Consider the following 22602-nt stretch of genomic DNA (forward strand, 5'->3'; position numbering starts at 1 on the left):
CTCTAAAAGCGGGTCCAGTCGGCCTCGCCGTCGAAGACGTGGGTGGCGGGGCCGGTCATCATGATGTGGCCGCCGGGCTGCCAATCGATGACGAGGTCCCCGCCGGGCAGGGTCACGCGGGTGGGGCCGCTGACTAGCTTGCGGCGCGCGGCTGCGACGGCTGTTGCGCAGGCGCCGGTGCCGCATGCGCGGGTGAGACCGGCGCCGCGTTCCCACACAACGAGGCGGATATGATTGTTGCCAATGATCTGTGCGAAGTTGACGTTGACGCGGGCGGGGAAGAGCGGATCACTCTCTATCAGCGGGCCAAGACGCTCAAAGTTCACACCGTCCAGATCGTCCACGAAGAAGACGACATGCGGGTTGCCGACATTGACAGCGGCGGGGGCGGGAAGGTCTTCCCAGCTGACCGGCATGGTCAGCGTGTCCATAGCGTAGGCGAGCGGTATCGCGTCCCAGTCCAGCCGGGGCGCGCCCATGTCTACGGTTGCGCCGCCATCGATCGCCTTGGCTTCCAGCAGTCCCGCCTTGGTTTCGATCAGCACGTCCCGGCCGACGAACAGGGGCACGCAGCGGGTAGCGTTGCCGCAGGCTTCGACTTCGCTGCCGTCGCTGTTGAAGATGCGCATGGATACGTCCGCGCGATCGGACTGGCCGATGAGGATGAGTTGGTCGCAGCCTATGCCTGCGTGGCGGTCGGCTATGGCTTGGGCGCGGGTGGGGGTCATTTCGACCGCCCCCTCGCGCGCGTCGATCACGACAAAGTCGTTGCCCAGTCCATGCATTTTCGAAAAACGGCCCATAATGGTCGCGCATGTAGGGGGTGTGGGGGGAAAAGGCCAGAGTTGCCCTTCATCCGTCATCCCGGGCTTGACCCGGGATCCCGCTTACTTGCGCGGGACCAAGCGGGACCCCGGATCAAGTCCGGGGTGACGGGTAGAGAATGTGGTTCGCGTCATTGCATCCCCCACCCCATTCCGCTAAGGGCCACATCGCAATCGGGCGGTTCGCCGTCTGATACCCTGACAGATCCATGGCGCTCACAAGGGAGCACCGGATGGACGCTGGCCGGCGAGTTTTCGCCCGCCGGCGGTTTTGTCGTTTGGCGGGGTGGCGCAATTTTCCGGGCTTTTCGGCCCAAATGAGGTGATGATGTTCGATTCGCTAAGCGATCGTCTGAGCGGGGTATTCGACAAGCTGCGTGGGCGCGGTGCGCTGACGGAGGACGATGTCCGCGCCGCGATGCGCGAGGTGCGAATCGCGCTGCTGGAAGCCGACGTCGCGCTGCCGGTGGTGCGCCAATTCGTCGATCAGGCGACCGAGCGGGCCGTGGGCAGCGACGTGCTGCGGTCGGTTACGCCGGGGCAGATGGTCGTCAAGATCGTCTCCGACACGCTGACCGAAACGCTGGGCTCCGAAACGTCCGACCTGCTGATCGATGTCAGCCCGCCCGCCGTCATCATGATGGTCGGCCTGCAGGGTTCGGGCAAGACCACCTCGACCGCCAAGATCGCCAAGCGTCTGAAGGAAAAAGAGCGTAAGAAGGTGCTGATGGCGTCGCTCGACGTCCAGCGTCCGGCAGCGCAGGAACAGTTGGCGGTGCTGGGCACGCAGACCGATGTCGCGACGCTCCCGATCGTGCCCGGCCAGCAGCCGGTGGAGATCGCCAAGCGGGCGTTGCAGGCGGCGAAGCTTCAAGGCTTCGACGTGGTGATGCTCGACACGGCGGGCCGTCTCCACGTCGATCAGGCGCTGATGGAAGAGATGAAGGCGGTGGCCGAGGTCTCGAACCCGGCGGAAATCCTGCTCGTGGTCGATTCGCTGACCGGGCAGGATGCGGTCAATGTCGCGACCAGCTTTACCGCGCAGGTCCCGCTGACTGGCGTTGTGCTGACCCGTATGGACGGAGATGCGCGCGGAGGTGCGGCGCTGTCGATGCGCGCGGTTACGGGCCGTCCGATCAAGTTTGCGGGTACGGGCGAAAAGCTGGACGCGATCGAGCCTTTCCACCCGGCGCGCGTGGCGCAGCGCATTCTTGGCATGGGCGACGTCGTGTCGCTGGTCGAGCGCGCGGCTGAGAGCATCGACGCCGAGGAAGCCGACAAGCTCGCCAAGAAGATGGCCAAGGGTCAGTTCGACATGAACGACCTGCGTGCTCAACTCAACCAGATGCGTCGCATGGGTGGCCTTGGCGCGCTGGCGGGTATGTTGCCGGGCCTGAAGAAGGCGCAGGCGGCGATGGCGGCAAGCGGCGCCAACGACAAGACGCTGATCCATCTGGACGCGATGATCGGGTCGATGACGCCCAAGGAGCGGGAGAAGCCCGCCCTGATCAACGCCAAGCGCAAGATCCGTATCGCCAAGGGCTCCGGCCGGACGGTGCAGGAAGTCAACAAGCTCCTGAAAATGCATCAGGAGATGGAAAGCGCGATGAAGAAGATCCGCAAGATGGGCGGATTGAAGGGCCTCGCCAAGATGTTCACCGGTGGCGGCATGGACAAGCTGATGGGCGGCGCGGGTGGCGCGCCGGACCTTGGTGGGCTTGGTGGATTGGGTGGCCTTGGCGGTGGCGGCAATATGCCGAACCTGCCGCCGGGCTTTCAGAATTTCATGAAGAAGTGAAGTAGCGCGTCATCCCAGCGCAAGCTGGGATCTCACTTCTCTCCAAGGGCAGAGAGATCCCAGCTTCCGCTGGGATGATGAATTGAGAAACAAGTAGTTCAGTACGGAAAGGTTAAAAACAACATGGCAACGTCCATTCGTCTTTCGCGCGGTGGTTCCAAGAAGCGCCCTTATTACCGCATCGTCGTGGCTGACAGCCGCGCCCCGCGCGACGGCAAGTTCATCGAGCGCATCGGCAGCTACAACCCCGTCCTGCCCAAGGGCGACGAGAAGCGCGTTGTGATCGACGTTGAGCGTGCGAAGCACTGGGTTGCCGCTGGCGCGCAGCCGACCGACCGCGTTGCCCGCTTCCTGGACGCCGCTGGCGTGAAGGAACGCGCTGTCCGCAACAACCCGAAGAAGGCTGAGCCGGGCCAGAAGGCCAAGGATCGCGCTGAAGACCGCGCGACCAAGGCTGCGGAAGCCGCTGAAGCTGCCGAAGCCGCCAAGGCTGCCGCCGCTGAAGCCGCTGCTGCTCCTGCGGTTGAAGAAGCTCCGGCTGTCGAAGAAGCGCCTGCCGCTGAGGAAGCTGCTCCCGAAGCCGCTTCTGAAGAACAGGCTGAAGGCTAAATGGGTAATCACCCCTCCCCTTCAGGGGAGGGGCCGGGGGTGGGGGCTGGCAATGGCTCCGCGCCCGGAACCCCCCACCCCAACCCCTCCCCTGAAGGGGAGGGGCTAGCCTCTTCGCGCGCCCTCACTCTCGCCGTCATCATTGGCGCGCATGGGGTGGCGGGCGAGGTTCGTCTGAAGCTCTTTGGGGAAGGGGTGGAAACGCTCAAATCCTACAAGAGCTTCGACGCTGCGGGCGGCGCGCTGACGTTGAAGTCGGTACGTGCCGGTCCCAATGGCGCGGTTGCGCGTTTCGCCGAGGTCAATGACCGAAGCGCGGCCGAAGCCCTGCGCGGGACGGAACTGACCGTTCCGCGTTCTGCCCTGCCTCCGCTGGAGGAGGGCGAATATTATCATGCCGACCTCATCGGCCTGCCCTGTTTCTCCAGCGAGGGTGAAGGGCTGGGCAATGTCGTCGCGGTCGAGAATTTCGGCGCTGGCGATATCATCGAGGTCGAACGGCCCAACGGCAAACGCTTCATGGCGCCCATGCATGCGGTCACGATCTCGGACGGACGGGCCGTGATCGAAGCGGCATTTGCGGTTTGATCGGCGGTCGCTGATGCCCCAAATCCTTACCGCCCTCTATCTGCTGATGATGATCGCCGCAGGGTGGCGCCTGTTCACCATGCCATGGAAGCGCGCGTCGAAGATTGGCGCGGCGGTGGCGCTGGTCATCCCTATTCCCTTGCTGTTTCTTTTGCCCGCCCTGATGAACCCGGAGCGGCCCTTTGCCGATCTGCTGCGTGCTATCGGTATTGCCCTGATGGCAGGCGGTTCCGTGTCGTTGCTGGGGGGCATGTCCGCGGCGTGGCTGCGCAAGCGCAAGGCGTGAGTTTTCGGACGCAAATATTGACGCTTTATCCGGAGATGTTTCCGGGACCGCTGGGCGTGTCGCTGGCAGGGCGCGCTCTGGCGGAAGGAAAATGGGTGTGCGATCCGATCCATATCCGCGATTTTGCGACCGACAAGCACCGCACCGTTGACGACACGCCTGCGGGCGGTGGCGCGGGGATGGTGCTGCGCGCTGACATATTGGGGCTGGCCATCGATCATGCGCTGGAGCAGGGGCCGGACCTGCCGGTGATCGCCATGACGCCGCGCGGCAAGCCGATCACCCAGACCCGCGTGCGCGAACTGGCGGCGGGTCCGGGCGCGACGATATTGTGCGGGCGGTTCGAGGGCTTTGACGAGCGAATTTTCGATGCCCGCCCGGTTGAGCAGATCAGCATGGGCGACATCATTTTGTCCGGCGGCGAGATGGGCGCGCTGATGCTGCTCGATGCTTGCATTCGGCTGCTTCCCGGAGTAATGGGCGCGGCTTCCAGTGGGGATGAAGAGAGCTTCGAAAGCGGCCTTCTCGAATATCCGCACTATACCCGGCCCGCTCTGTGGGAAGGGCGCGCGATCCCTGAAGTGTTGCGATCGGGGGATCATGCGAAAATCGCCGCCTGGCGGAAACAAAGGGCGGAGGATGACACACGGCTAAGGCGGCCGGACCTTTGGGAACGTCATATCGGCGTTCGGGACCAGTCGCCCTCTGGTGCGCAACGCGAAAAGTAGGACTTGAGTTATGAACTTGATCCAGCAGATCGAGGCCGAAAACATCGCGGCTCTCGCCAAGGATATCCCGGAATTCCGCCCCGGTGACACGCTGCGCGTCGGCGTGAAGGTCATCGAAGGTGACCGCAGCCGCGTCCAGAATTATGAAGGCGTGTGCATCGCCCGCTCGAACAAGGGCATGGGCAGCAACTTCACCGTGCGCAAGATTTCGTTCGGTGAAGGCGTGGAGCGCGTGTTCCCGCTCTACTCGCCGAACCTCGATTCGATCACCGTCGTCCGCCGTGGCGTCGTGCGTCGTGCGAAGCTCTATTATCTGCGTGGCCGTACCGGCAAGCGCGCTCGCATCGCCGAGCGCCGCGACGTCCGCACCGAGGATTGATCCTCCTCGCGGCTTTACGGTCGCTAAGTTGAACAGGCGGCGCTCGCAAGAGCGCCGCCTGTTTGCTTTTGGGGCCGATTGCCCCGATCAGATCCTACTGGACTTCGGCAGGACGCGTCGCCTTTTCTGGTCGCGTCTTCCACAATGACCAGCCCACGCCGCCTGCCAAAATGGCGAAGGTGACGGCCAGCGAGACCGGCGGCGGGATTTTGGCCAGGCCCAACGCGTCGGCGACAAATATCTTCGATCCAATGAAGATCAGCAGCAGGCTGAGCGCATATTTGAGGTAGTGGAAACGCTCCACCATCGCGGCCAGGGCGAAATAGAGCGCGCGCAGGCCAAGGATCGCGAAGATGTTCGACGTATAGACGATGAACGGGTCCGTGGTGATCGCGAAGATCGCTGGCACCGAATCGACCGCGAACACCACATCGACAAATTCGATCATGACCAGCGCCAGGAACAGCGGCGTGAAGAACAGAGCTCCCCGTCCAGTCCGGGGATCGGTCTGCCTCACCCAGAAATGCCGACCATGCAGAGTGTCGGTCACCCTCATGCGGCGCTTCACCCAGCGCAGCAGGGGCGACGCGCCGACGTCATAGTCCTTCTCTGCGGTCATCCACATCTTGATGCCGGTCGCGATCAGGAAGGCGGCGAAGAAATAGAGCAGCCAACCCCATTGCTGCACCGCCGCCGCGCCGAAGCCGATCATCACCGCGCGCAACAGGATGACGCCCAATATGCCCCAGAAGAGCACCCGATGCTGATAGAGACGCGGTATGCCGAAATAGGTGAATATCATCGCGATGACGAAGACATTGTCCATCGCCAGGCTTTTTTCGACGACAAAGCCGGTGACATAGTTGAGGCCCGCCGTCGCGCCCATTTGCCACCATATCCAGGCACCGAACCCAAGGCCGAGAAGGATGTAGAAAGCGGAAAGGGTAAGGCTCTCGCGCACGCCAATCTCGCGTTCGCGTCGGTGCAGGACGCCGAGGTCCAGCGCCAGCAGCGCGATCACGATGCTAAAAAAGGATAGCCACATCCAGAGCGGCGTACCGAGCCAGACCAGCCATAGGAAATCCATGGCGTCAGCTCCCGTTCCAGGCGGGGCGCGCCATCGACCGGCGCAGGCGGGCGTTCAGTTGATCCCTGCGCTGCAACAGCCTTTCGATGCGGCGGGGATCAGGCGCTGAGCGCAGTCGCTCCATCCGCAGCCGGTCATCGACGCGCTGCGCCAGAAGCATGAGAATAAAGGTAAAAGGCTTCATATGTGCCATCCTCTTTCGTGCGTTTCGCTCGATCGGATGACAGGGAAGGGTAAGGAGCCTGCACCGGTGTCACCCGATGCGGTCCGACATCACGTCGCTTCTAGGGAGAAGCAGCGCCAGAGGGGCCCGGTCCGCAGAGATTGGAATAACCGGTTCCCGCGCGGGGCGCAAGTCCGGCGGGCGACCTAGCGCTAGGCCGGTTGTCGGCTTGTGAACCACAGCCCGCCCAAGCTGATCGCCGCTGCCGCTGACATATAGAGGCCGACGAGCGCCACGCCCTGCACCTGGATCAGCCATGTTGCAACGATAGGGGCGAGCGCACCGCCGATGATGCCGCCGAGGTTGAAGGAGAAGGAGGCGCCTGTGTAGCGCAGTTGGACCGGGAAGAGGTGGGGCAGATAGGCCCCCAATGGTCCATAGACGAAGCCCATTAGGAACAGGGCGAGGCTGAGGATCAGGAAGATCGGCAGCAATTGTCCGGTGCCCATGGCGGGGCCGAAGATGACGCCCATCAGGACGGTGCCGATGCAGCCTGCGACCAGCACGCGGGTGGGGCTGGTCTTGTCCGCCCACCATCCGGCGATGATGATGCTGAGAGCCATGAAAAGGATCGCGCCGAGCTGGATCGCCAGGAAGGTCTCGCGATCGATCTTGAGGGTCGTGGTGCCGTAGCCGAGCGCGAAGGCGGTCGCGATATAATAGACGGCGAAGCAGGCGACGACGGCGAAGGTGCCCGCGATCGCTGCGCCCAAGTGGTTCGAGAGGAGCGTCGCGAGGGGGAGTGCGGGCGGCGGCGCTTCGGCTTGGGCGGCGGCGAACTCGGGGGTTTCGGTGAGTTTCAGGCGGACCCAGAGGCCGAGGAACACCAGCACGGCGCTACCGAGGAAGGGAAGGCGCCAGCCCCAGGCGAAGAAATCCTTGTCCGTCAGGAACATGCCCAGGATCAGGAACAGGCCGTTGGCGGCGAGGAAGCCGACTGGCGCGCCGAGCTGGGGGAACATGCCGAAGCGGGCGCGCCATCCGGGCGGGGCGTTCTCTACCGCCAGCAGCGCAGCGCCGCCCCATTCGCCGCCAAGGCCGAAGCCCTGACCGAAGCGCAGGATGCACAGGATCAGCGGCGCCCACCAGCCGATCATCTGGTAGGTGGGCAGGAAGCCGATGGCGAGCGTCGATCCGCCCATCAGCATGAGCGAGGTGACGAGCGTCGCCTTGCGGCCGATGCGGTCGCCATAATGGCCGAACACCGCCGCGCCCAGGGGCCGCGCGAAGAAGGCGAGGGCGAGGGAGCCGTAGGCGGCGAGAAGCTGCGCCGAAGGGGAGGAGGCGGGAAAGAAGAGGGGGCCGAACACGAGGCTGGCGGCGGTGGCGTAGATGTAGAAGTCGTAAAACTCGACCGCCGTGCCGATCAGGCTGGCTGCCAGCACCCGCTTGTGGCGCAGCATTGCACCTATTCCGTCCGCAGCCATGTCTTCCCCGCCCCTTGCCATGTCTTAAGTCTTCTTCGCTCGTTTCTGGTTCAGCAGTTCATAGGCCATCACCGCGCAGGCGACGGCCGCGTTCAGGCTGTCCGCTTTGCCCAGCATCGGCATTTTCACCAGCTGGTCACACTCGGCCTCGTAGGATTCGGGCAGGCCCTGCGCCTCGTTGCCGACGAGCAGGAAAGAGGGGCTGGCATAGCGCGGCTCCTGATAATCCTGCGTGGCCTTGAGACTGGTGCCGATGAGTTCGCCCGGACCCTGCCGCAGCCACGCCAAGAATTCGCCCCAGCGCGCCTGGGTGATCGATTGGGTGAAAAGCGCGCCCATGCTTGCGCGGACGGACTCTACCGAGAAGGGGTCGACGCAATCGTCGATCAGGATGAGGCCGCCAGCGCCCACCGCGTCGCCGGTGCGCAATATGGTGCCGAGGTTGCCGGGATCGCGGAGCGACTGGGCGACGATCCAGATGTCGGCCTTGCTTCGGTCGAGCTTGGCCAGCGGGGTCAGCCGGTCGCTATAGACGCCGACGACGGCTTGCGCATTATCCTTGCCGGAAATCTTGGAAAGAATGTCCGGCGTGGTTTCGATGACATCGCCGCCCGACGCCTCCATCGCCGCGATCAAGTCGGCGGCGAGGGGATGGGTCGACCCGGCGTGGAAGAGCATTTCCGGCAGCACGCCTTCCTCGCGCGCTTCGGTGAGGATGCGTAAGCCCTCGGCCAGGAAAAGCCCTTCGGCCTTGCGGAACTTCTTTTCACGCAAGCTGCGGACACGCTTCACCAGCGGGTTGGAAAATCCGGTGATCTCGCGTGCCACTGCGCCTGCTTTCCTCCTTGGAATGAGGCGGCCTCTCTATCGGGCCGGGGCGGAGCGCGGAAGAGCTATTCTTCGCCGAACTTGTCTTCGACCAGCGTGACTAGCTTTCCCAGCGATTCTTCCGCGCTGGGGCCGGTGGCGCTGATGATGATCGAATCGCCCAGCGCCGCGCCCAGCATCATGAGGCCCATGATCGATGTGCCGGTCACTTCGCTGCCATCCTTGCGCACGGTGATCTGGGCGGGAAGGCCGCTGGCCAGCGTCACGAACTTGGCGCTGGCGCGCGCGTGGAGGCCGCGCTTGTTGCTGATCAGGACTTCCTGACTGATTTCGCTCATGTAGTGCTGCCCAACAATTCGGATGCGACGCTGATATATTTTTGGCCGGCTTCACGCGCGGCGGCGACGGCCTGGCGCACGTCCATGACCTTGCGCGCGCTTTCCAGGCGGATGAGCATGGGCAGGTTGATGCCCGCGATAACCTCGATCTCGCCCGCCTTCAGCAGCGATATGGCAAGGTTGGACGGGGTGCCGCCGAACAGGTCGGTGAGCAGGATGACGCCCGAACCGTCATTCACCCGCTCCACCGCTGATGCGATGTCGGCGCGGCGCACCTCCATATCGTCTTCCGGGCCGATGCAGATGGTCGCGATCTGCTGTTGCGGGCCGACCACATGCTCCATCGCGACGACGAATTCCGTCGCCAGCGACCCATGAGTGACGAGAACAAGTCCTATCATCTACTTACCGGCCCACATTGTTTCATGATTTAAGCTTTCGGGCCTCCCGGCTCGCGCTTCTCCAGACTATCCTGGGGCGCTGATTCCATATTGCGGTGCGAGACCGTGGGCGAAAAGCCCGCCTCTTGCAAGTATTTGGCGACCCGTTCGGCGACATGGACCGAACGGTGCCGTCCGCCGGTGCAGCCGAACGCGACGGTCACATAGGATTTGCCGCTGTCCTGATAGCGGGGAATGAGCAGGGCCAGCAGTTCCTCCATCCGGTGCACTGCTTCCTCATAGGCGGGGTCTTCGATGATATAGGCGGCGACATCGGGGTCCAGTCCGGTCCGGGGCCGCAGTTCCGCTTCCCAATGCGGATTGCGCAGAAAGCGCATGTCGAAGACCAGATCCGCGTTCAGGGGCACGCCCCGCGAAAAGCCGAAAGATATGATCGTCAGCACCGGGGCAGACAGCCCCTCGCGCGAAAAGCGGTTGCGGATTTCCTGTTGCAGCGCGTTGCTGGTCAGGCTGGTCGTGTCGATGACATGCGTCGCCCAGCGGCGCAGCGGGTCGGTCAGTTCCCGTTCGCGTGCGAGCCCGTGAGTCGCGGGGCGATCCGATGCCAACGGGTGACGGCGCCGTGTTTCGGCGAAGCGGCGCTCCAGTTCCATGTCGGAACAATCGAGGAAGAGCGTCTCGACGTCATGGCCCCGGCGCGTTCGCAGGGCCTTTATGCGCTGAACGATCGTCTGCGCGTCGAACCCACGTGTGCGCGCGTCGATGCCGAGCGCCAGCGGACGGTCATCCAGTTCCTCGTGACCAGCTGGCACGGGCGTGTCGAGCAGCCGCTCCAGCAGGAGGAGGGGAAGGTTGTCCACGACTTCCCAGCCCATATCCTCCAGCGTCTTGAGCGCCGTCGTCTTGCCCGCGCCGGAAAGGCCGGACACCAGCAGGATGGTCTTGGGCGTCCGTGCGGTCACGCCAGCCCCATCGTTTTTAGCGCGAGTTCGACCTTGATCGGCGCCGATGCTTCAAAGGGTGAAACCTTGACCACCGGCAGGGGGGCACCGGCGACGAGCCATTCTTCTGGGTCGCCCGGCATGCGATCAATGTCCTGCGAAAGGTCGATGATCAACGCCAGCCGCGCCCCGTCGATCGACGGCAAGTCTACGACTCCGACGCCGCGCACCTCCATCTTTCCGGCGATCGTGGCTGGCGCGGACGCCTCCAGCTGCCCCCCGCTGGATCGCACGATGGTGTAATCGTCGCTGATGAGCGTGGCGCCACGGTCGATCAGGCGCAGGGCGAGATCCGATTTGCCCGCGCCGCTCGCGCCGCAGATCAGCACGGCCCGCCCATCTATCGCGACGCTTGTCGCATGCATTGTTTCGGTTGAGTCTTGCGCCGCCATGTCCCTGAACGCATCCTAGACCTAGAGACGGTGCGTGTGAATCGAATTGACGCAAAGAATTCACGCAAAGGTCAAAAACTTCGAGCAGCCGTCCTATTCCGAGACAATACCGGGGTCGCGTTCAACCCCCATGGGAAGGCGCAGCATGAAACAGGCGCCCTGCTGATTATCCTCACGGTCGGCAATGCTGATCTTGCCCTGATGCCCTTCGACGATCGACCGGGCGATGGCGAGGCCGAGACCTGAATGCTTGCCGAAGCTCTCCATTTCCGGGCGGACACTATGAAAGCGGCGGAAGACATGCTCGCGCTGGGACTCGGGTACGCCGGGGCCTTCATCCTCGACGCTGACGAGGACTTCATGATCGGCCACGGTCGCGACGATCTGCACCAGCCCGCCATCGGGTGAGAAGGAGATGGCGTTGTCGATCAGATTGTCGAGCACGCGGAGCAGGCGTTGCTCTTCGCCCAGCACGACGGCGACATCCTTGCGCGGGCGAGCGAAGGCAAGGCGGACGCCGCGCGGAACGCCCCGTGCCTCGCGCGCCACCACCATGCGCTCGATCAGCAGGCCAAGGTCGATCGGCTCGAACCGCGTGCGGGAGAGCTGCGCGTCGATGCGGGAGGCTTCGGCAATGTCGGTGACGAGCCGGTCCAGCCGCCGCACGTCATCCTGGGCAATCGCCATCAACTGATCGCGCAGTTCCGGCTTGTCGATCCGTTCCAGCGCGTCGAGGGCGGAGCGGAGCGAGGCGATGGGGTTTTTAAGCTCATGGCTGACATCGGCGGCAAAGGCGTCGGTGGCGTCGATCCGCTGTCGCAGCGCGTGGCTCATGTCCGACAGCGCGCGGGCGAGCATGCCGATTTCGTCGCGCCGCTCCGGCAGGCGGGGCACTGTGACCTCCCGCGCGCGGCCAAGGCGGACGCGTACCGCTGCGCGGGCGAGGCGCTGCAGCGGCTGTACAATGGTCCGGGCGAGGAAAAGCGACAGCAGCACCGACGCCAGCACGGCCGTGGCGATCACGATGCCGAGCCTCAGACGTTCGGCGCGCACCGTCCGGGTGATGTCGCGGGCATTTTCGGTCGCGAGGAGGCTGCCGCCGTCCTTCATGCCTGTAGCGGCGGAGATCATGAAGGTGCGGTCGGGCGCATAGCGGTTCATCGCCTGCGGCTGGCCGGTCTTGCGGGCGAGCAGCAGCTCTGGCCAGGCATTGGCGCGATCGATGGCAGGTTCTTCGAAATTGGGCGGTCGGTCGGCAAAGACGACGCGGTCCACCGCCTTGTCCAGAAAACGCGCGACATGGCGGCGCCACCCTTCTTCCGACGGCAGGGTCAGCCGGTAACGAGGAGCATCCATCGCAAAGCTGTCGGCGATCAGCCGTCCGTCCGGGCCATAGCGGCGAACGCGATCACGCGTCTGCCTGGCATAGGCGGCGATCAGGGCATTGTGCCGTTCGGCCGGTGCTGTCTCCAGGCCGATCGCCAGCAGCTTCAATTCGCGCGCGGACTGGTCGAGGCGCGCGTCCACGATCCGGGTGCGATAGCTGTCCAGATAGAAGAAGCCGCCCGCCAGCAGGGCCAGCGCGAACACGTTGACCGCCAGGATGCGCGGCGTCAGGCTGATCCGGCCCGACCAGCGCAACCCGCCGTCCCGCGGATCACTCTTCGGAGAATCGGTATCCGGCGCCATAGAGCGTATCGATTGCGTTGAATTCAGGATCGGCCTCACGGAATTTGCGGCGGAGCCGCTTGATGTGGCTGTCGATGGTGCGGTCATCGACATAGACGTCATCCTGATACGCCGCATCCATCAACTGGTTGCGATTCTTGACGACGCCGGGGCGCGCCGCAAGTGTTTCTAGGATCAGGAATTCGGTAACGGTCAGCGTGACATCCTGGCCCATCCATTTGACGCGATGGCGGGCGGGGTCCATTTCAAGCCGTCCGCGTATGATCGGGTCGGCGGCGGGCTCGTCACTGGCGTCGGCCAACCGGCCCACCTCCGCCCGGCGCAGGATGGCGCGGATGCGGGCGATCAGCAGGCGTTGGGAAAAGGGCTTGGCGATATAATCGTCGGCACCCATGGCAAGGCCCAGCGCTTCGTCCAGCTCATCGGTCTTGGATGTGAGGAAGATCACCGGCATCTGGCTTTTTTCGCGCAGGCGCCGGAGCAGTTCCAGGCCATCCATGCCCGGCATCTTGATGTCGAACACGGCAAGATCGGCCGGGTTGTCGAGCAACGCCTTCAGTGCTGCCTCCGGGTCCGAATAGAGGCGCGTCATGAAGCCCTCGGCCTGTAGCGCGATGGACACGGAAGTCAGGATATTCTTGTCATCATCCACAAGGGCGATGGTTGGAGTCATGCTTCTTCCCAATGATCTTGGTCGCCCTGCTCAGGCCTTCCTGTCCAGCGTTAGACGATGGCTGCCCTGCTCGCAAGAAAGGGGTAGGACGGCAATTATGCGGTTTGCGCCACTTAATCTGGGACAAATGGCTTGCTGGCGGGATTTGACGCTGGGGGTGCAAAGGCTTATTGGGCCTCCCGTCTGCAGGAATGTCGCCGCCCACAAGGGAGAGCGGCGCTGGGAGCGGATCGGTCGCAAGCGTTCGTTGTTGGCGAGCCGGAGTAATCACATCAGGAGCTAAGGCGTGCAGGCCAAATCCTCAATTACCCTGGATCAGCAGGGCATTTCCACGACCGCTGAACAACATTGGAATCTCGGCACCGCGCCGCTTGTCGAAGCTGCCATCGCAAATGGTGAGGGCATCCTGTCGAAGGATGGCCCACTGGTCGTGAAGACAGGCAAGCACACTGGCCGTTCGGCCAACGACAAGTTTATCGTCAAGGACGCCGAGACCGAAGCCACCGTGTGGTGGGGCAAGACGAACGTTCCCATGACGCCGGAGCATTTCGCCGCGCTGAAGGAAGATTTTTTCAAAGCGCTGGGCGAGAAGGACAAGCTCTACGTCGCCGATTTGTTCGGCGGTTCGCAGCCCGAACATCGCGTGAATGTCCGTGTCATCAACGAACTGGCCTGGCACAACCTGTTCATCCGCACGCTGCTGGTCCGGCCCAGGGCGGAAGAACTGAGCGGCTTTGCCCCTGAATATACCATCATCGACCTGCCGACCTTCCAAGCTGACCCGGCGCGTCACGGATCGCGCAGCGAAACGGTGATCGCGGTCAATTTCAGTGAAAAGCTGATCCTGATCGGCGGCACCAAATATGCCGGCGAAATGAAGAAGTCGGTATTCGGTATCCTCAATTATCTGCTGCCGACCAAGGGCGTGATGCCGATGCACTGTTCGGCCAATATCGGTTCGAATGGCGATACGGCGGTATTCTTCGGCCTGTCGGGCACCGGCAAGACGACGCTTTCGGCCGATGCCAGCCGCACGCTGATCGGCGACGATGAACATGGCTGGTCGGACACGGCGGTCTTCAACTTTGAAGGCGGCTGCTATGCCAAGATGATCAACCTGTCGGCCGAGGCCGAGCCGGAAATCTTCGCGACCACCAAGCGGTTCGGCACGGTGCTGGAAAATGTCGTCATTCACGAGCATACGCGCGAGATTGACCTCGACGACAACAGCCTGGCTGAAAACAGCCGTGGTTCCTACCCGATCGACTTCATCCCGAATGCGTCGGAGAAGAATCTGGGGCCGGTGCCCAAGAACATCATCTTCCTGACCGCCGACGCCTATGGCGTTCTGCCGCCGATCGCGCGGTTGACCCCGGATCAGGCGATGTATCACTTCCTGTCGGGCTACACCGCGCGCGTGGCGGGTACGGAAATCGGCGTTACCGAGCCTTCGGCGACCTTCTCCACCTGCTTCGGCGCGCCGTTCATGCCGCGTCACCCGTCGGTCTACGGCAATCTGCTCAAGGACCGGATCAACAAGGGCGGCGTGACCTGCTGGCTGGTCAACACCGGCTGGACCGGCGGCAAATATGGCGTTGGCAAGCGCATGCCGATCAAGGTGACGCGCGCCCTGCTGAACGCGGCACTGGACGGCAGCCTCAATGATGTCGAGTTCCGGATCGATCCCAATTTCGGGTTTGAGGTGCCGGTCGCGGTGCCGGGCGTTGATGCGACCATCCTTGATCCGCGTGCGACCTGGGCCGATCAGGCGGCCTATGACGAGACGGCCGGCAAGCTGGTCAAGCAGTTCGTGGACAATTTCGCCCAGTTTGAAGAGCATGTCGATGCTTCGGTGCGGCAGGCTGCGCTGACGGCGGCCTGACAAGCGGGGCTGCCCGCTTCCAAAGGTTGAAAAAGAGCCGGGAGCGGTGCTTCCGGCTCTTTTGCTTTCGGGCGGCGGCTTGCGGTGCTATTCTGGTGCCCAATTCAACGGGATTATGGCGATGTTTGACCAACTGATAAACAGCGTGGGCGGATTGGAAGCAGTGGCGGTGAAGCTGGGGCTTTCGGCCGAGCAGATGCAGGCGCTAATGGCGGAGATTGGCGGCAAGATCGCGTCTGGCGAAACCGATGTCGCGGCGCTCGCCACCACGGCGGCTGAGCATGGCGTGTCGGCGGACAAGTTGCAGGAACTGTTCGCGCAGTTTGGCGGCCCCGAGGCGATTCTGGGCAAGCTTGGTGGCCTGTTCGACAGTGACGGCGACGGCAGCCCGATCGGCGAACTCAGCAGGCTGGCAAAGGGGCTGTTCGGCTGAAAATCCGGTTGAAGCTGGCGGGGCATGATCGTCAGCTATCGGCCGTGAAAGTTTTTTCACCTTGCCTTAGCGGGGCCGAAAAGGCATTCGCGCCGCCATCACTTATTGCGAAAGCCACGCAACTGGCGTCCTGACCGGGCGTTGGCCAAGTGGATTTGGCAGGAGACAAGGTTTTGAGCGACGTGACGATCGAAAAGCCGGTACTGGAGCCGACCGGCGCCCTGACTGTCGAAACCGTGCTGTCGGTGCGGCATTGGAACGAACATCTGTTCAGCTTCCGCATCAGCCGCCCGGCAAGCTTCCGCTTCCGTTCGGGCGAGTTCGTGATGATCGGGTTGCAGGGCGACAATGGCAAGCCGCTGCTGCGCGCCTATTCCGTGGCCAGCCCCGCCTGGGACGAGGAACTGGAGTTCCTGTCGATTAAGGTGCAGGACGGGCCGCTGACGTCCAAGCTCCAGCTGATCCAGCCGGGCGACCAGATCTATCTTGGCCGCAAGCCGACCGGCACGCTGGTGACCGACGCGCTGCTGCCGGGCAAGCGCTTGTTCATGCTGTCGACCGGCACCGGCCTGGCGCCCTTCCTCAGCCTGGCGCGCGATCCGGACGTGTACGACTTTTATGAAGAGGTCGTCGTGGTCCACTCCGTCCGCCGGGTCAGCGACCTTGCCTTCCATGACGAGATGACCGGCAAGCTGGCGGAAGATCCGCTTGTCTCCGAACAGGCCGCGAACCAGTTCCATTATGTGCCGACCGTCACGCGCGAACCGTTCCGCAACAATGTGCGGATCGACAAGCTGGTCGAGAGCGGGGCGCTGTTCGAAGGCATCTCGGGCGACAAGAAGTTCAACCCGGAGACTGACCGCGTGATGATGTGCGGCAGCATGGAGATGATCAAGCAGTTCGCTGCCTTCTTCGAGGGCGAAGGCTTTGTCGAGGGCTCCAACGCGGCGCCGGGCGCTTTCGTGATCGAGCGTGCTTTCGTCGGGTAAGCGGGCGGAGATCAGTGGTACGAGAGGGGCTGGCGGTGACGCTGGCCCTTTTTGTTTGGGGATGGGCTCACCTCTGCGCAGGACCATTTGTAATCACTGCACTTCCGTTATCCCAGCGAAAGCTGGGATCTCGTGAGGCTAGGCCGAGCGCCATCGACTGAGATGCCAGCTTGCGCTGGCATGACGGGATGGGAGTGTCGGCTAACGACCATTTGTAGTCTTTGCCTCGCGCTTTACCTCGTCCCGAAACCTGCCATTGCGCGAGCCGCTCGTCCCCATAAGGCGCTCGGACTGGCATCGGAACGTCACTGGTCGGACAACTGCCAAGGAAAGCGTCGAGTGATTATCCAGCAAACGCCGACCATAATGCTCCAGCTTGCCATGCAGTCGATCACGAGCATACCTTGGACCAGGCCCTTAGACGGCAACTCACGATGCCCAACAAAAGTCCGTTCGAAATATAGCGTAGCGATATGGACAAGTCCGAGGGCTGCGATGGTCGGCCAATACCAATTTGAGGATCGAAGACGCCAAAACGGGGCCACTGCAAAGCTGATCGCGAGAGCATTGAACGAGAACCAAAAATACTGACCTTCGTAGCCATAGCTGCCGACGAGGATAAGGCCGCACAACCAGATCGCTATAAGCCCGAGTGTTAGAAGCGCCTTCTTCCACCACACCATTGTCAATCAATCCTCTCAGATTGCCTGCATACGAATATACCTGCTTACAGCGGCATAGCAATTTCCGGTATGGCTCCATCCTTGTTTGAAAGCAGTCCTTCCACTTTCCACCCGTTCAAGTCATCATCCGCCCGATTATGGGAGGGGCTAGGGCTGGGCGCGAGCGGAGCGAGCTTCTGGGTTATCCCACAAAACAAGGCAGATGTTGCGCCAGCCCACCCCCTAACCCCTCCCGCTTGCGGGAGGGGGAATGGCCGCCACCAGCCTCAAACCAATTCCACCTGTAGCACTGATGCCTCCGCTCCAACCACGCGTACCCGGCTTCCCGCTGGCGCGTCGGGGCCTCGGCAGGACCAGACGCTGTCGCCCACCTTCACGCGGCCGTGGCCTGCTTCGATGGGTTCGACCACCAGCACGATCTCGCCGATCAGGCGGGCGGTGCGGTCATTGAGCAATGGGTCCTGCGAGTTCACAGGATTGGCGACATACCAGCGGCGGCCGCCCCAGACCGACACCAGGCAAAGCAAGGCGAATATCAGCAATTGCACCGGCACGGACACCGGCAACAGCAGCGCGATCAGCCCCGTCACCGCCGCCGCCAGCGCGACCCAGATCAGGAACACGCCGGGGATCATCACTTCGGCGACGCCGAGCAGGGCGGCGAAGACCAGCCAGCCCCAATGATCGTCCAGCATGCCGAGCCAGTCCATCAGCTCTGACCCTGCGCGAAGGGGCCGCGGCGGGGCGGAGCGGGGGGCGAGGTCGGTGCGCCGTCACCGCCCAGCGCTTCCTTCGCGAGCGCGCCGATGCCGCCCAGCGTGCCGATCAGCTGCGTTGCCTCTACCGGGAACAGGATGGTCTTGGCATTGGGCGAGGTGGCGAATTGGCTCACCGCATCGACATATTTCTGGGCGACGAAATAGTTGATCGCCTGTGCGTTGCCGTTCGCGATCGCTTCCGACACCATCTGCGTCGCCTTGGCCTCCGCCTCGGCCTCGCGTTCACGGGCTTCGGCGTCGCGGAAGGCAGCTTCGCGGCGGCCTTCGGCTTCTAGGATCTGGCTTTGCTTCTGCCCTTCGGCTTTCAGGATTTCAGAAGCGCGCAGACCTTCCGATTCAAGGATCAGCGCGCGCTTTTCGCGTTCGGCCTTCATCTGGCGGCCCATGGCGTTGACGATGTCGGCTGGCGGGCGGATGTCCTTCAGTTCCACGCGCGTGATCTTGATGCCCCAGGCGTTGGTGGCATGATCGACGACCGACAGCAGGCGCGCGTTGATTTCGTCGCGCTTCGATAGGGTTTCATCAAGGTCCATCGACCCCATCACGGTGCGCAGGTTGGTCGTCGCCAGCTGCATGATCGCGACATACAGTTCGGAGACTTCATAGGCGGCCTTTGCGGCGTCCAGCACCTGGAAGAAGACGACGCCGTCGACCGACACCATGGCGTTATCCTTGGTGATGATCTCCTGCCCCGGAATATCGACGACCTGCTCCATCATGTTGATCTTGCGCCCGACGGCGTAGAAGAAGGCGGGGTAGAAATTGAGGCCGGGGCGCGCGACTTCGGTGAAACGGCCGAAGCGTTCTATGGTATATTGATAGCCCTGACGCACCACCTTGACGCTCACGGCCAGATAGAAGAGCACCAGGAAAGTCACCGTTAGCGCGAAGGTCGTCAGCATCTTTTTCCCCCTTAAGAAGCGCTTGACTATGACGCGGATTCGTTAACGGGGAAAGTCAAACCGTCACGAAGGCGGTTGGGCCATACAGGAGACTGCCATGTTGCTGCGCCACGCCCGATCGTTGCTGTTCCTGCCGGCGTCGAACAAGCGCGCCATCGCCAAGGCGCGCACGCTTTCCTGCGACATGGTCATGCTGGACCTGGAAGATGCGGTGGCTGACGACCGAAAGGAAGAGGCGCGCGCCAACGCGGTCGAAGCCGCCGCCGAAGGCTTTGGCAAACGGCTGTGCGCCGTGCGGATCAATGCTGAAGGGACGCCGTGGCACGGCCCGGAAATGATCGCGGTCAAGCGTTCCGCGGCCAGCTATGTCATCTTGCCCAAGGTCGAAAGCGGCAAGCAGGTGCGCGACGTGTTCAGCGTCTGCCAGAAGCCGGTCATCGCCATGATCGAGAGCGCGGCTGGCGTTCTTGCCGCCACGTCGATCGCGGCGGAAGAGGGCACGGCTGGACTGTTCATGGGCACCAATGACCTGCGACAGGACCTTGGCATTCCTCCTTCGGCGGGTCGGGAAGGGCTGAGCTTCGCCTTGCAGTCCGTGATCCTGAGCGCGCGGGCGGCGCGGATTGCGGTATTCGATGGCGTGTTCAACCGGCTGGACGATGAAGCGGGGTTCGAAGCGGAATGCGCCGCCGGGCACGCCCTTGGTTTCGACGGCAAGACGTTGATCCACCCGAGCCAGGTGCCCGTCGCCAACCAGGTGTTCGGGCCGGACGCGCAGGCGGTGGCTGATGCCCGGCGGCTGATCGAGGCGGCGACGGGCGGGGCTGAGCGGTTCGAGGGGCGCATGATCGAGGGGATGCATGTTGAGGAGGCCCGGGCGCTTGTTGCTCGGGCTGAGGCGGTGGTGGGTTGATGGGTGGAGTGTGATTATCTCGCGTGGCTCGTCATCCCAGCGGAAGCTGGGATCTCGTTAGGCTGGGTTGAGGGCTATCGAGGGAGATGCCAGCCTGCGCTGGCATGACGGAATAGTTTGCGAGCAACTTCAACATTTTCCCCTCCCGCAGGCGTTCACACGAGGCGCGCGACTCGTTTGAAGGGTTAGGGGTGGGCGCGAGCGTAGCGAGCTTGGGGGCTGGCCGTGAAGAATAAGCTCCAGCGTTGCGCAGGCCCACCCCCGACCCCTCCCGCTTGCGGGAGGGCGGATATGGCCTCTATCGCTCCGTAGCGTTGGCCGCATTCCCCGCCTCTGAAGGCACCGCCCCCTTCGCCGCAAAAACACGCAAGCTATCGAGCACCTTCTTCGCGATCGGCTGATATTGTTCGCTCAGCATCTCCGGATATACGAAGGTGGCGGTAACGATCCCCCCGTCCGGCTGGCGGAGCAGGCGGACGGCGACGTTATTGCCTTCGCCATCATTGGCCGTACCGCGATATTCATTGTCGCCGATAAAGTCGCCATCGACGCCTTCTGAACCGCTGCTCATCGACTGGACGACCTGCTGGAGCGTCTGCTGCTCGCCATTGCGCTGCCAGAAGACGCGGACGTCGGCGCCTGCGCCGGGGTCTTGAAAGACCGTGCCATCGGGGGTGCTCGCGGCGGCATCCTGCTCCCAGCCTTCGGGGAAGCTGACCGAAAAGCCGCGATCCTCATTCACATAGTTGCGGTTCTCGGCGGCTTCCGCCTTGCTTTCCGCGAGTGCCTTTGCCGTGGCGGCATTGGCTGCGGCGGCCAGTTCCTCCTGGCTCGGCATATCCGACACCGGCTCGGCGCGTCCGCAGGCGGCCAGCAGGAGGACGGAGAGGAGGGCGGCTTGGCTGAGCTTTTTCATGCCCTGTCCAAAGCATAGGCGGCCCGACATTTCAACGTCGCAACGATGCCGAGCGGCGGATGAGCGCTGCGCCGCGACGGGCGCGGTTCAGGCGGCGCTGTCGATCCCGAGTTCGGCGAGCTTGCGGTAAAGGGTCGAACGGCCGATGCCGAGGCGGCGGGCGACCTCCGTCATGCGGCCGCGATAATGGCCGATGGCGAGGCGGATGACATCCGCTTCGATCTCCGCAAGCTGGCGGACATGGCCGTCGCCTTCGAACAGGGTGATGCCGGCCGCTTCCCGGTGCGTCTGCGGCACGGTGCGCAGGCGGGGATGGAGCGGCTCGCCACTGGCGCGCGTCCGGATGTGGGCGGCGATCTGTGGAAAATCCTGCGGCGTCAAGGCGTCCCCTTCGCACAGGACGGCGGCGCGGAAGAGGGCGTTTTGCAGCTGGCGCACATTGCCCGGCCATTCATGCTGCATCAGCAGCGCGAGCGCATCGTCGGTCAGGCCCAGGCCACGCAGCCCCGGCTGGGTGGCGATGCGGGCCAGCAAATGGCGGCAGAGCGCGGGCACGTCGCCGATCCGCTCCCGCAGTGGCGGGATGGTCAACTGCACGACGTTCAGGCGATAATAGAGGTCCTCGCGGAAGCGGCCCGCTTCGATTTCATCGACCAGCCGCTTATTGGTCGCGGCGATGATCCGCACATCGACATGGACCGGCCGCCGCGCGCCCAGGGGTTGCACTTCGCCATCTTGAAGGACGCGCAGCAGCTTCACCTGAGCGTCGAGCGGCATTTCGCTGACTTCATCGAGGAAAATCGTGCCCATGTCGGCGGCGACGAACTTGCCGACCTGACGCTCGAAGGCGCCGGTGAAGGCGCCGCGTTCGTGGCCGAAAAGGTCGGATTCGACCAGGTTGGCCGGGATGGCTCCGCAATTGACCGTGACCATCGCCTGCTTGTGGCGGGGCGAGGCCGCGTGAATGGCGCGGGCGATGACGTCCTTGCCGACGCCGCTTTCGCCTTCGATCAGGACGGGCACGCGGGCGCGTGCCGCCTTTGCCGCAATGGCGAGGGCAGCGCGGAATTGGGGGGCAGCGCCGACCACGTCCTCGAACGACAGGGCGGCGGAGATTTTTTCGGTGAGCGGGCGCAGCTCGCCCTTGCCATGCTCCTGCGACAGGGTGGCGTTGAGCGCGGCGAGCAGCCTTTCGGGCGCGACCGGCTTGGCCAGATAGTCCGTCGCACCAGCGCGCATTGCATCGACGGCAACCGCTACACTGTTATGCGCGGTCAGGATCAATATGGGCAGGGCAGGGCGGCGGCTGCGCAATTCGCGGACGAGGCCAGTGGCTTCCGGACCCGGAATCCATTGGTCGAGCAGCACCGCGTCGAGCCGCATGCCGTCCTGCGTGCCGAGCATGGCGATCGCCATGTCACCGTCGCTGGCGAAGATCGTGCGCCACCCGGCGCGTGCGGCGAGCGCCGACACAAGCCTGCGCTGGGCAGGCTCTTCATCGATCAGCATCAGCATGGGAACGCCGTCGCGCGCCATCTTACCCCTCTTCTTGTTCCGTGGCAGCAGCCTAGCCCAAGGGGGTAAAGGCGCCCTTAACCGGAAAGTTTTTCTTGCGTTGTTTCGAGGTTGAGGGGGGAGAACCTTGTCGATAAGAGGGGCGCGCTTAAAAACACAGGCGACTAAGGGAATGGAAATGGCGTCAGAAGGAAATATGGAGAGCGCGACCCAGACCTATTCGGGGTTCGTGTCCCTCGTGAAGTGGGGCACCACCGCATGCGTGGTGCTGGCTGCGATCGTCGTCCTGCTGATCTCCAGCTAAGACTGGAGCGGCGAG

Annotated in this window: 27 protein-coding genes; 11 read left to right on the top strand and 16 right to left on the bottom strand. The window is 63.4% G+C overall.

Annotated elements, in window-relative coordinates:
* Positions 1–2 precede the first annotated feature (2 nt).
* Entirely contained in the window at positions 3–803 is an 801-nt protein-coding gene (dapF, locus tag ACZ5TH_RS01040) for a diaminopimelate epimerase (RefSeq protein WP_464794303.1), read from the bottom strand.
* A 346-nt stretch (positions 804–1149) separates the two neighbouring features.
* Here dapF and ffh point away from each other — a divergent pair, with 346 nt between their 5' ends.
* The 6 genes from ffh (at position 1150) to rplS (ending at position 5212) form a co-directional block, all read left to right on the top strand.
* A complete protein-coding gene (gene ffh, locus ACZ5TH_RS01045; protein ID WP_464794304.1) occupies positions 1150–2622 on the top strand; it encodes a signal recognition particle protein in 1473 nt (490 codons plus the stop codon).
* Positions 2623–2745: 123 nt separating this feature from the next.
* A complete protein-coding gene (gene rpsP, locus ACZ5TH_RS01050) occupies positions 2746–3231 on the top strand; it encodes a 30S ribosomal protein S16 (protein WP_464771894.1) in 486 nt (161 codons plus the stop codon).
* The gene (gene rimM, locus ACZ5TH_RS01055; RefSeq protein WP_464794305.1) at positions 3232–3819 is read left to right on the top strand and encodes a ribosome maturation factor RimM; all 588 of its coding nucleotides are present in this window, start codon (positions 3232–3234) and stop codon (positions 3817–3819) included.
* Positions 3820–3832: 13 nt separating this feature from the next.
* Complete coding sequence (locus ACZ5TH_RS01060) at positions 3833–4105, top strand: hypothetical protein (protein WP_464794306.1); 273 nt, start codon at positions 3833–3835, stop codon at positions 4103–4105.
* On the top strand, positions 4102–4833 hold the full coding sequence (gene trmD, locus ACZ5TH_RS01065; protein ID WP_464794307.1) for a tRNA (guanosine(37)-N1)-methyltransferase TrmD: 732 nt from the start codon (positions 4102–4104) through the stop codon (positions 4831–4833). Before ACZ5TH_RS01060 ends, trmD begins: the two co-directional genes overlap by 4 nt.
* 10 nt (positions 4834–4843) lie before the next feature.
* The gene (rplS, locus tag ACZ5TH_RS01070; RefSeq protein ID WP_449471260.1) at positions 4844–5212 is read left to right on the top strand and encodes a 50S ribosomal protein L19; all 369 of its coding nucleotides are present in this window, start codon (positions 4844–4846) and stop codon (positions 5210–5212) included.
* A gap of 94 nt (positions 5213–5306) precedes the next feature.
* Here the strand turns inward: rplS and ACZ5TH_RS01075 are convergent, their stop codons facing one another.
* The 10 genes from ACZ5TH_RS01075 to ACZ5TH_RS01120 form a co-directional block, all read right to left on the bottom strand.
* On the bottom strand, positions 5307–6299 hold the full coding sequence (locus ACZ5TH_RS01075; RefSeq protein ID WP_464794308.1) for a TerC family protein: 993 nt from the start codon (positions 6297–6299) through the stop codon (positions 5307–5309).
* A gap of 4 nt (positions 6300–6303) precedes the next feature.
* Positions 6304–6483: a hypothetical protein gene (locus ACZ5TH_RS01080; protein ID WP_449471262.1), complete on the bottom strand. Its 180-nt coding sequence runs from the start codon at positions 6481–6483 to the stop codon at positions 6304–6306.
* 191 nt (positions 6484–6674) lie between these two features.
* Positions 6675–7949, bottom strand: a complete 1275-nt coding sequence (locus ACZ5TH_RS01085) for an MFS transporter (RefSeq protein ID WP_449471264.1) — start codon at positions 7947–7949, stop codon at positions 6675–6677.
* A gap of 24 nt (positions 7950–7973) precedes the next feature.
* Positions 7974–8777, bottom strand: a complete 804-nt coding sequence (locus ACZ5TH_RS01090) for a TrmH family RNA methyltransferase (RefSeq protein ID WP_449471265.1) — start codon at positions 8775–8777, stop codon at positions 7974–7976.
* Between the two features lie 65 nt (positions 8778–8842).
* Positions 8843–9115, bottom strand: coding sequence for an HPr family phosphocarrier protein (locus ACZ5TH_RS01095; RefSeq protein ID WP_464771901.1), 273 nt, complete (start codon positions 9113–9115; stop codon positions 8843–8845).
* Positions 9112–9516: a PTS sugar transporter subunit IIA gene (locus ACZ5TH_RS01100; protein WP_097091003.1), complete on the bottom strand. Its 405-nt coding sequence runs from the start codon at positions 9514–9516 to the stop codon at positions 9112–9114. Before ACZ5TH_RS01100 ends, ACZ5TH_RS01095 begins: the two co-directional genes overlap by 4 nt.
* A gap of 29 nt (positions 9517–9545) precedes the next feature.
* Complete coding sequence (rapZ, locus tag ACZ5TH_RS01105; protein WP_464794309.1) at positions 9546–10478, bottom strand: RNase adapter RapZ; 933 nt, start codon at positions 10476–10478, stop codon at positions 9546–9548.
* The gene (locus ACZ5TH_RS01110) at positions 10475–10909 is read right to left on the bottom strand and encodes an HPr kinase/phosphorylase (protein ID WP_449471270.1); all 435 of its coding nucleotides are present in this window, start codon (positions 10907–10909) and stop codon (positions 10475–10477) included. Before ACZ5TH_RS01110 ends, rapZ begins: the two co-directional genes overlap by 4 nt.
* Before the next feature lie 93 nt (positions 10910–11002).
* Complete coding sequence (locus tag ACZ5TH_RS01115; protein WP_464794310.1) at positions 11003–12598, bottom strand: sensor histidine kinase; 1596 nt, start codon at positions 12596–12598, stop codon at positions 11003–11005.
* Positions 12567–13271, bottom strand: a complete 705-nt coding sequence (locus ACZ5TH_RS01120) for a response regulator (protein ID WP_464779005.1) — start codon at positions 13269–13271, stop codon at positions 12567–12569. The genes ACZ5TH_RS01115 and ACZ5TH_RS01120 overlap by 32 nt, the downstream gene beginning before the upstream one ends.
* A 286-nt stretch (positions 13272–13557) precedes the next feature.
* On the opposite strand from ACZ5TH_RS01120, the gene ACZ5TH_RS01125 reads away from it, so the two are divergent.
* The 3 genes from ACZ5TH_RS01125 (at position 13558) to ACZ5TH_RS01135 (ending at position 16575) form a co-directional block, all read left to right on the top strand.
* Positions 13558–15153: a phosphoenolpyruvate carboxykinase gene (locus tag ACZ5TH_RS01125; protein ID WP_464794311.1), complete on the top strand. Its 1596-nt coding sequence runs from the start codon at positions 13558–13560 to the stop codon at positions 15151–15153.
* Positions 15154–15268: 115 nt separating this feature from the next.
* Entirely contained in the window at positions 15269–15586 is a 318-nt protein-coding gene (locus tag ACZ5TH_RS01130) for a hypothetical protein (protein WP_464794312.1), read from the top strand.
* 173 nt (positions 15587–15759) lie between these two features.
* On the top strand, positions 15760–16575 hold the full coding sequence (locus tag ACZ5TH_RS01135) for a ferredoxin--NADP reductase (protein WP_449471277.1): 816 nt from the start codon (positions 15760–15762) through the stop codon (positions 16573–16575).
* A gap of 305 nt (positions 16576–16880) precedes the next feature.
* Here the strand turns inward: ACZ5TH_RS01135 and ACZ5TH_RS01140 are convergent, their stop codons facing one another.
* The 3 genes from ACZ5TH_RS01140 to ACZ5TH_RS01150 form a co-directional block, all read right to left on the bottom strand.
* Complete coding sequence (locus tag ACZ5TH_RS01140) at positions 16881–17258, bottom strand: hypothetical protein (RefSeq protein ID WP_464794313.1); 378 nt, start codon at positions 17256–17258, stop codon at positions 16881–16883.
* A 266-nt stretch (positions 17259–17524) separates the two neighbouring features.
* On the bottom strand, positions 17525–17968 hold the full coding sequence (locus ACZ5TH_RS01145) for an NfeD family protein (RefSeq protein ID WP_464794314.1): 444 nt from the start codon (positions 17966–17968) through the stop codon (positions 17525–17527).
* Positions 17968–18939, bottom strand: coding sequence for an SPFH domain-containing protein (locus tag ACZ5TH_RS01150; RefSeq protein ID WP_464794315.1), 972 nt, complete (start codon positions 18937–18939; stop codon positions 17968–17970). Before ACZ5TH_RS01150 ends, ACZ5TH_RS01145 begins: the two co-directional genes overlap by 1 nt.
* Before the next feature lie 97 nt (positions 18940–19036).
* On the opposite strand from ACZ5TH_RS01150, the gene ACZ5TH_RS01155 reads away from it, so the two are divergent.
* Complete coding sequence (locus tag ACZ5TH_RS01155; RefSeq protein WP_464794316.1) at positions 19037–19852, top strand: HpcH/HpaI aldolase/citrate lyase family protein; 816 nt, start codon at positions 19037–19039, stop codon at positions 19850–19852.
* Positions 19853–20150: 298 nt separating this feature from the next.
* Here ACZ5TH_RS01155 and ACZ5TH_RS01160 read toward each other — a convergent pair whose 3' ends face one another.
* Together ACZ5TH_RS01160 and ACZ5TH_RS01165 are read right to left on the bottom strand one after the other, a co-directional pair.
* The gene (locus ACZ5TH_RS01160) at positions 20151–20768 is read right to left on the bottom strand and encodes a hypothetical protein (protein ID WP_464794317.1); all 618 of its coding nucleotides are present in this window, start codon (positions 20766–20768) and stop codon (positions 20151–20153) included.
* A gap of 87 nt (positions 20769–20855) precedes the next feature.
* On the bottom strand, positions 20856–22304 hold the full coding sequence (locus ACZ5TH_RS01165; RefSeq protein WP_464794318.1) for a sigma-54-dependent transcriptional regulator: 1449 nt from the start codon (positions 22302–22304) through the stop codon (positions 20856–20858).
* Between the two features lie 157 nt (positions 22305–22461).
* On the opposite strand from ACZ5TH_RS01165, the gene ACZ5TH_RS01170 reads away from it, so the two are divergent.
* Positions 22462–22587, top strand: a complete 126-nt coding sequence (locus ACZ5TH_RS01170; protein ID WP_449471288.1) for an aa3-type cytochrome c oxidase subunit IV — start codon at positions 22462–22464, stop codon at positions 22585–22587.
* Positions 22588–22602 lie beyond the last annotated feature (15 nt).

The sequence above is a fragment of the Sphingobium sp. TomTYG73 genome, assembly GCF_055394245.1.

Coding starts and splice junctions, on each gene's coding strand:
- dapF (WP_464794303.1), bottom strand. CDS start 803: ATGGGCCGTTTTTCGAAAATGCATGGACTGGGCAACGACTTTGTCGTG.
- ffh (WP_464794304.1), top strand. CDS start 1,150: ATGATGTTCGATTCGCTAAGCGATCGTCTGAGCGGGGTATTCGACAAG.
- rpsP (WP_464771894.1), top strand. CDS start 2,746: ATGGCAACGTCCATTCGTCTTTCGCGCGGTGGTTCCAAGAAGCGCCCT.
- rimM (WP_464794305.1), top strand. CDS start 3,232: ATGGGTAATCACCCCTCCCCTTCAGGGGAGGGGCCGGGGGTGGGGGCT.
- ACZ5TH_RS01060 (WP_464794306.1), top strand. CDS start 3,833: ATGCCCCAAATCCTTACCGCCCTCTATCTGCTGATGATGATCGCCGCA.
- rplS (WP_449471260.1), top strand. CDS start 4,844: ATGAACTTGATCCAGCAGATCGAGGCCGAAAACATCGCGGCTCTCGCC.
- ACZ5TH_RS01075 (WP_464794308.1), bottom strand. CDS start 6,299: ATGGATTTCCTATGGCTGGTCTGGCTCGGTACGCCGCTCTGGATGTGG.
- ACZ5TH_RS01080 (WP_449471262.1), bottom strand. CDS start 6,483: ATGAAGCCTTTTACCTTTATTCTCATGCTTCTGGCGCAGCGCGTCGAT.
- ACZ5TH_RS01085 (WP_449471264.1), bottom strand. CDS start 7,949: ATGGCTGCGGACGGAATAGGTGCAATGCTGCGCCACAAGCGGGTGCTG.
- ACZ5TH_RS01095 (WP_464771901.1), bottom strand. CDS start 9,115: ATGAGCGAAATCAGTCAGGAAGTCCTGATCAGCAACAAGCGCGGCCTC.
- ACZ5TH_RS01100 (WP_097091003.1), bottom strand. CDS start 9,516: ATGATAGGACTTGTTCTCGTCACTCATGGGTCGCTGGCGACGGAATTC.
- ACZ5TH_RS01110 (WP_449471270.1), bottom strand. CDS start 10,909: ATGGCGGCGCAAGACTCAACCGAAACAATGCATGCGACAAGCGTCGCG.
- ACZ5TH_RS01115 (WP_464794310.1), bottom strand. CDS start 12,598: ATGGCGCCGGATACCGATTCTCCGAAGAGTGATCCGCGGGACGGCGGG.
- ACZ5TH_RS01120 (WP_464779005.1), bottom strand. CDS start 13,271: ATGACTCCAACCATCGCCCTTGTGGATGATGACAAGAATATCCTGACT.
- ACZ5TH_RS01130 (WP_464794312.1), top strand. CDS start 15,269: ATGGCGATGTTTGACCAACTGATAAACAGCGTGGGCGGATTGGAAGCA.
- ACZ5TH_RS01140 (WP_464794313.1), bottom strand. CDS start 17,258: ATGGTGTGGTGGAAGAAGGCGCTTCTAACACTCGGGCTTATAGCGATC.
- ACZ5TH_RS01145 (WP_464794314.1), bottom strand. CDS start 17,968: ATGGACTGGCTCGGCATGCTGGACGATCATTGGGGCTGGCTGGTCTTC.
- ACZ5TH_RS01150 (WP_464794315.1), bottom strand. CDS start 18,939: ATGCTGACGACCTTCGCGCTAACGGTGACTTTCCTGGTGCTCTTCTAT.
- ACZ5TH_RS01155 (WP_464794316.1), top strand. CDS start 19,037: ATGTTGCTGCGCCACGCCCGATCGTTGCTGTTCCTGCCGGCGTCGAAC.
- ACZ5TH_RS01160 (WP_464794317.1), bottom strand. CDS start 20,768: ATGAAAAAGCTCAGCCAAGCCGCCCTCCTCTCCGTCCTCCTGCTGGCC.
- ACZ5TH_RS01165 (WP_464794318.1), bottom strand. CDS start 22,304: ATGGCGCGCGACGGCGTTCCCATGCTGATGCTGATCGATGAAGAGCCT.
- ACZ5TH_RS01170 (WP_449471288.1), top strand. CDS start 22,462: ATGGCGTCAGAAGGAAATATGGAGAGCGCGACCCAGACCTATTCGGGG.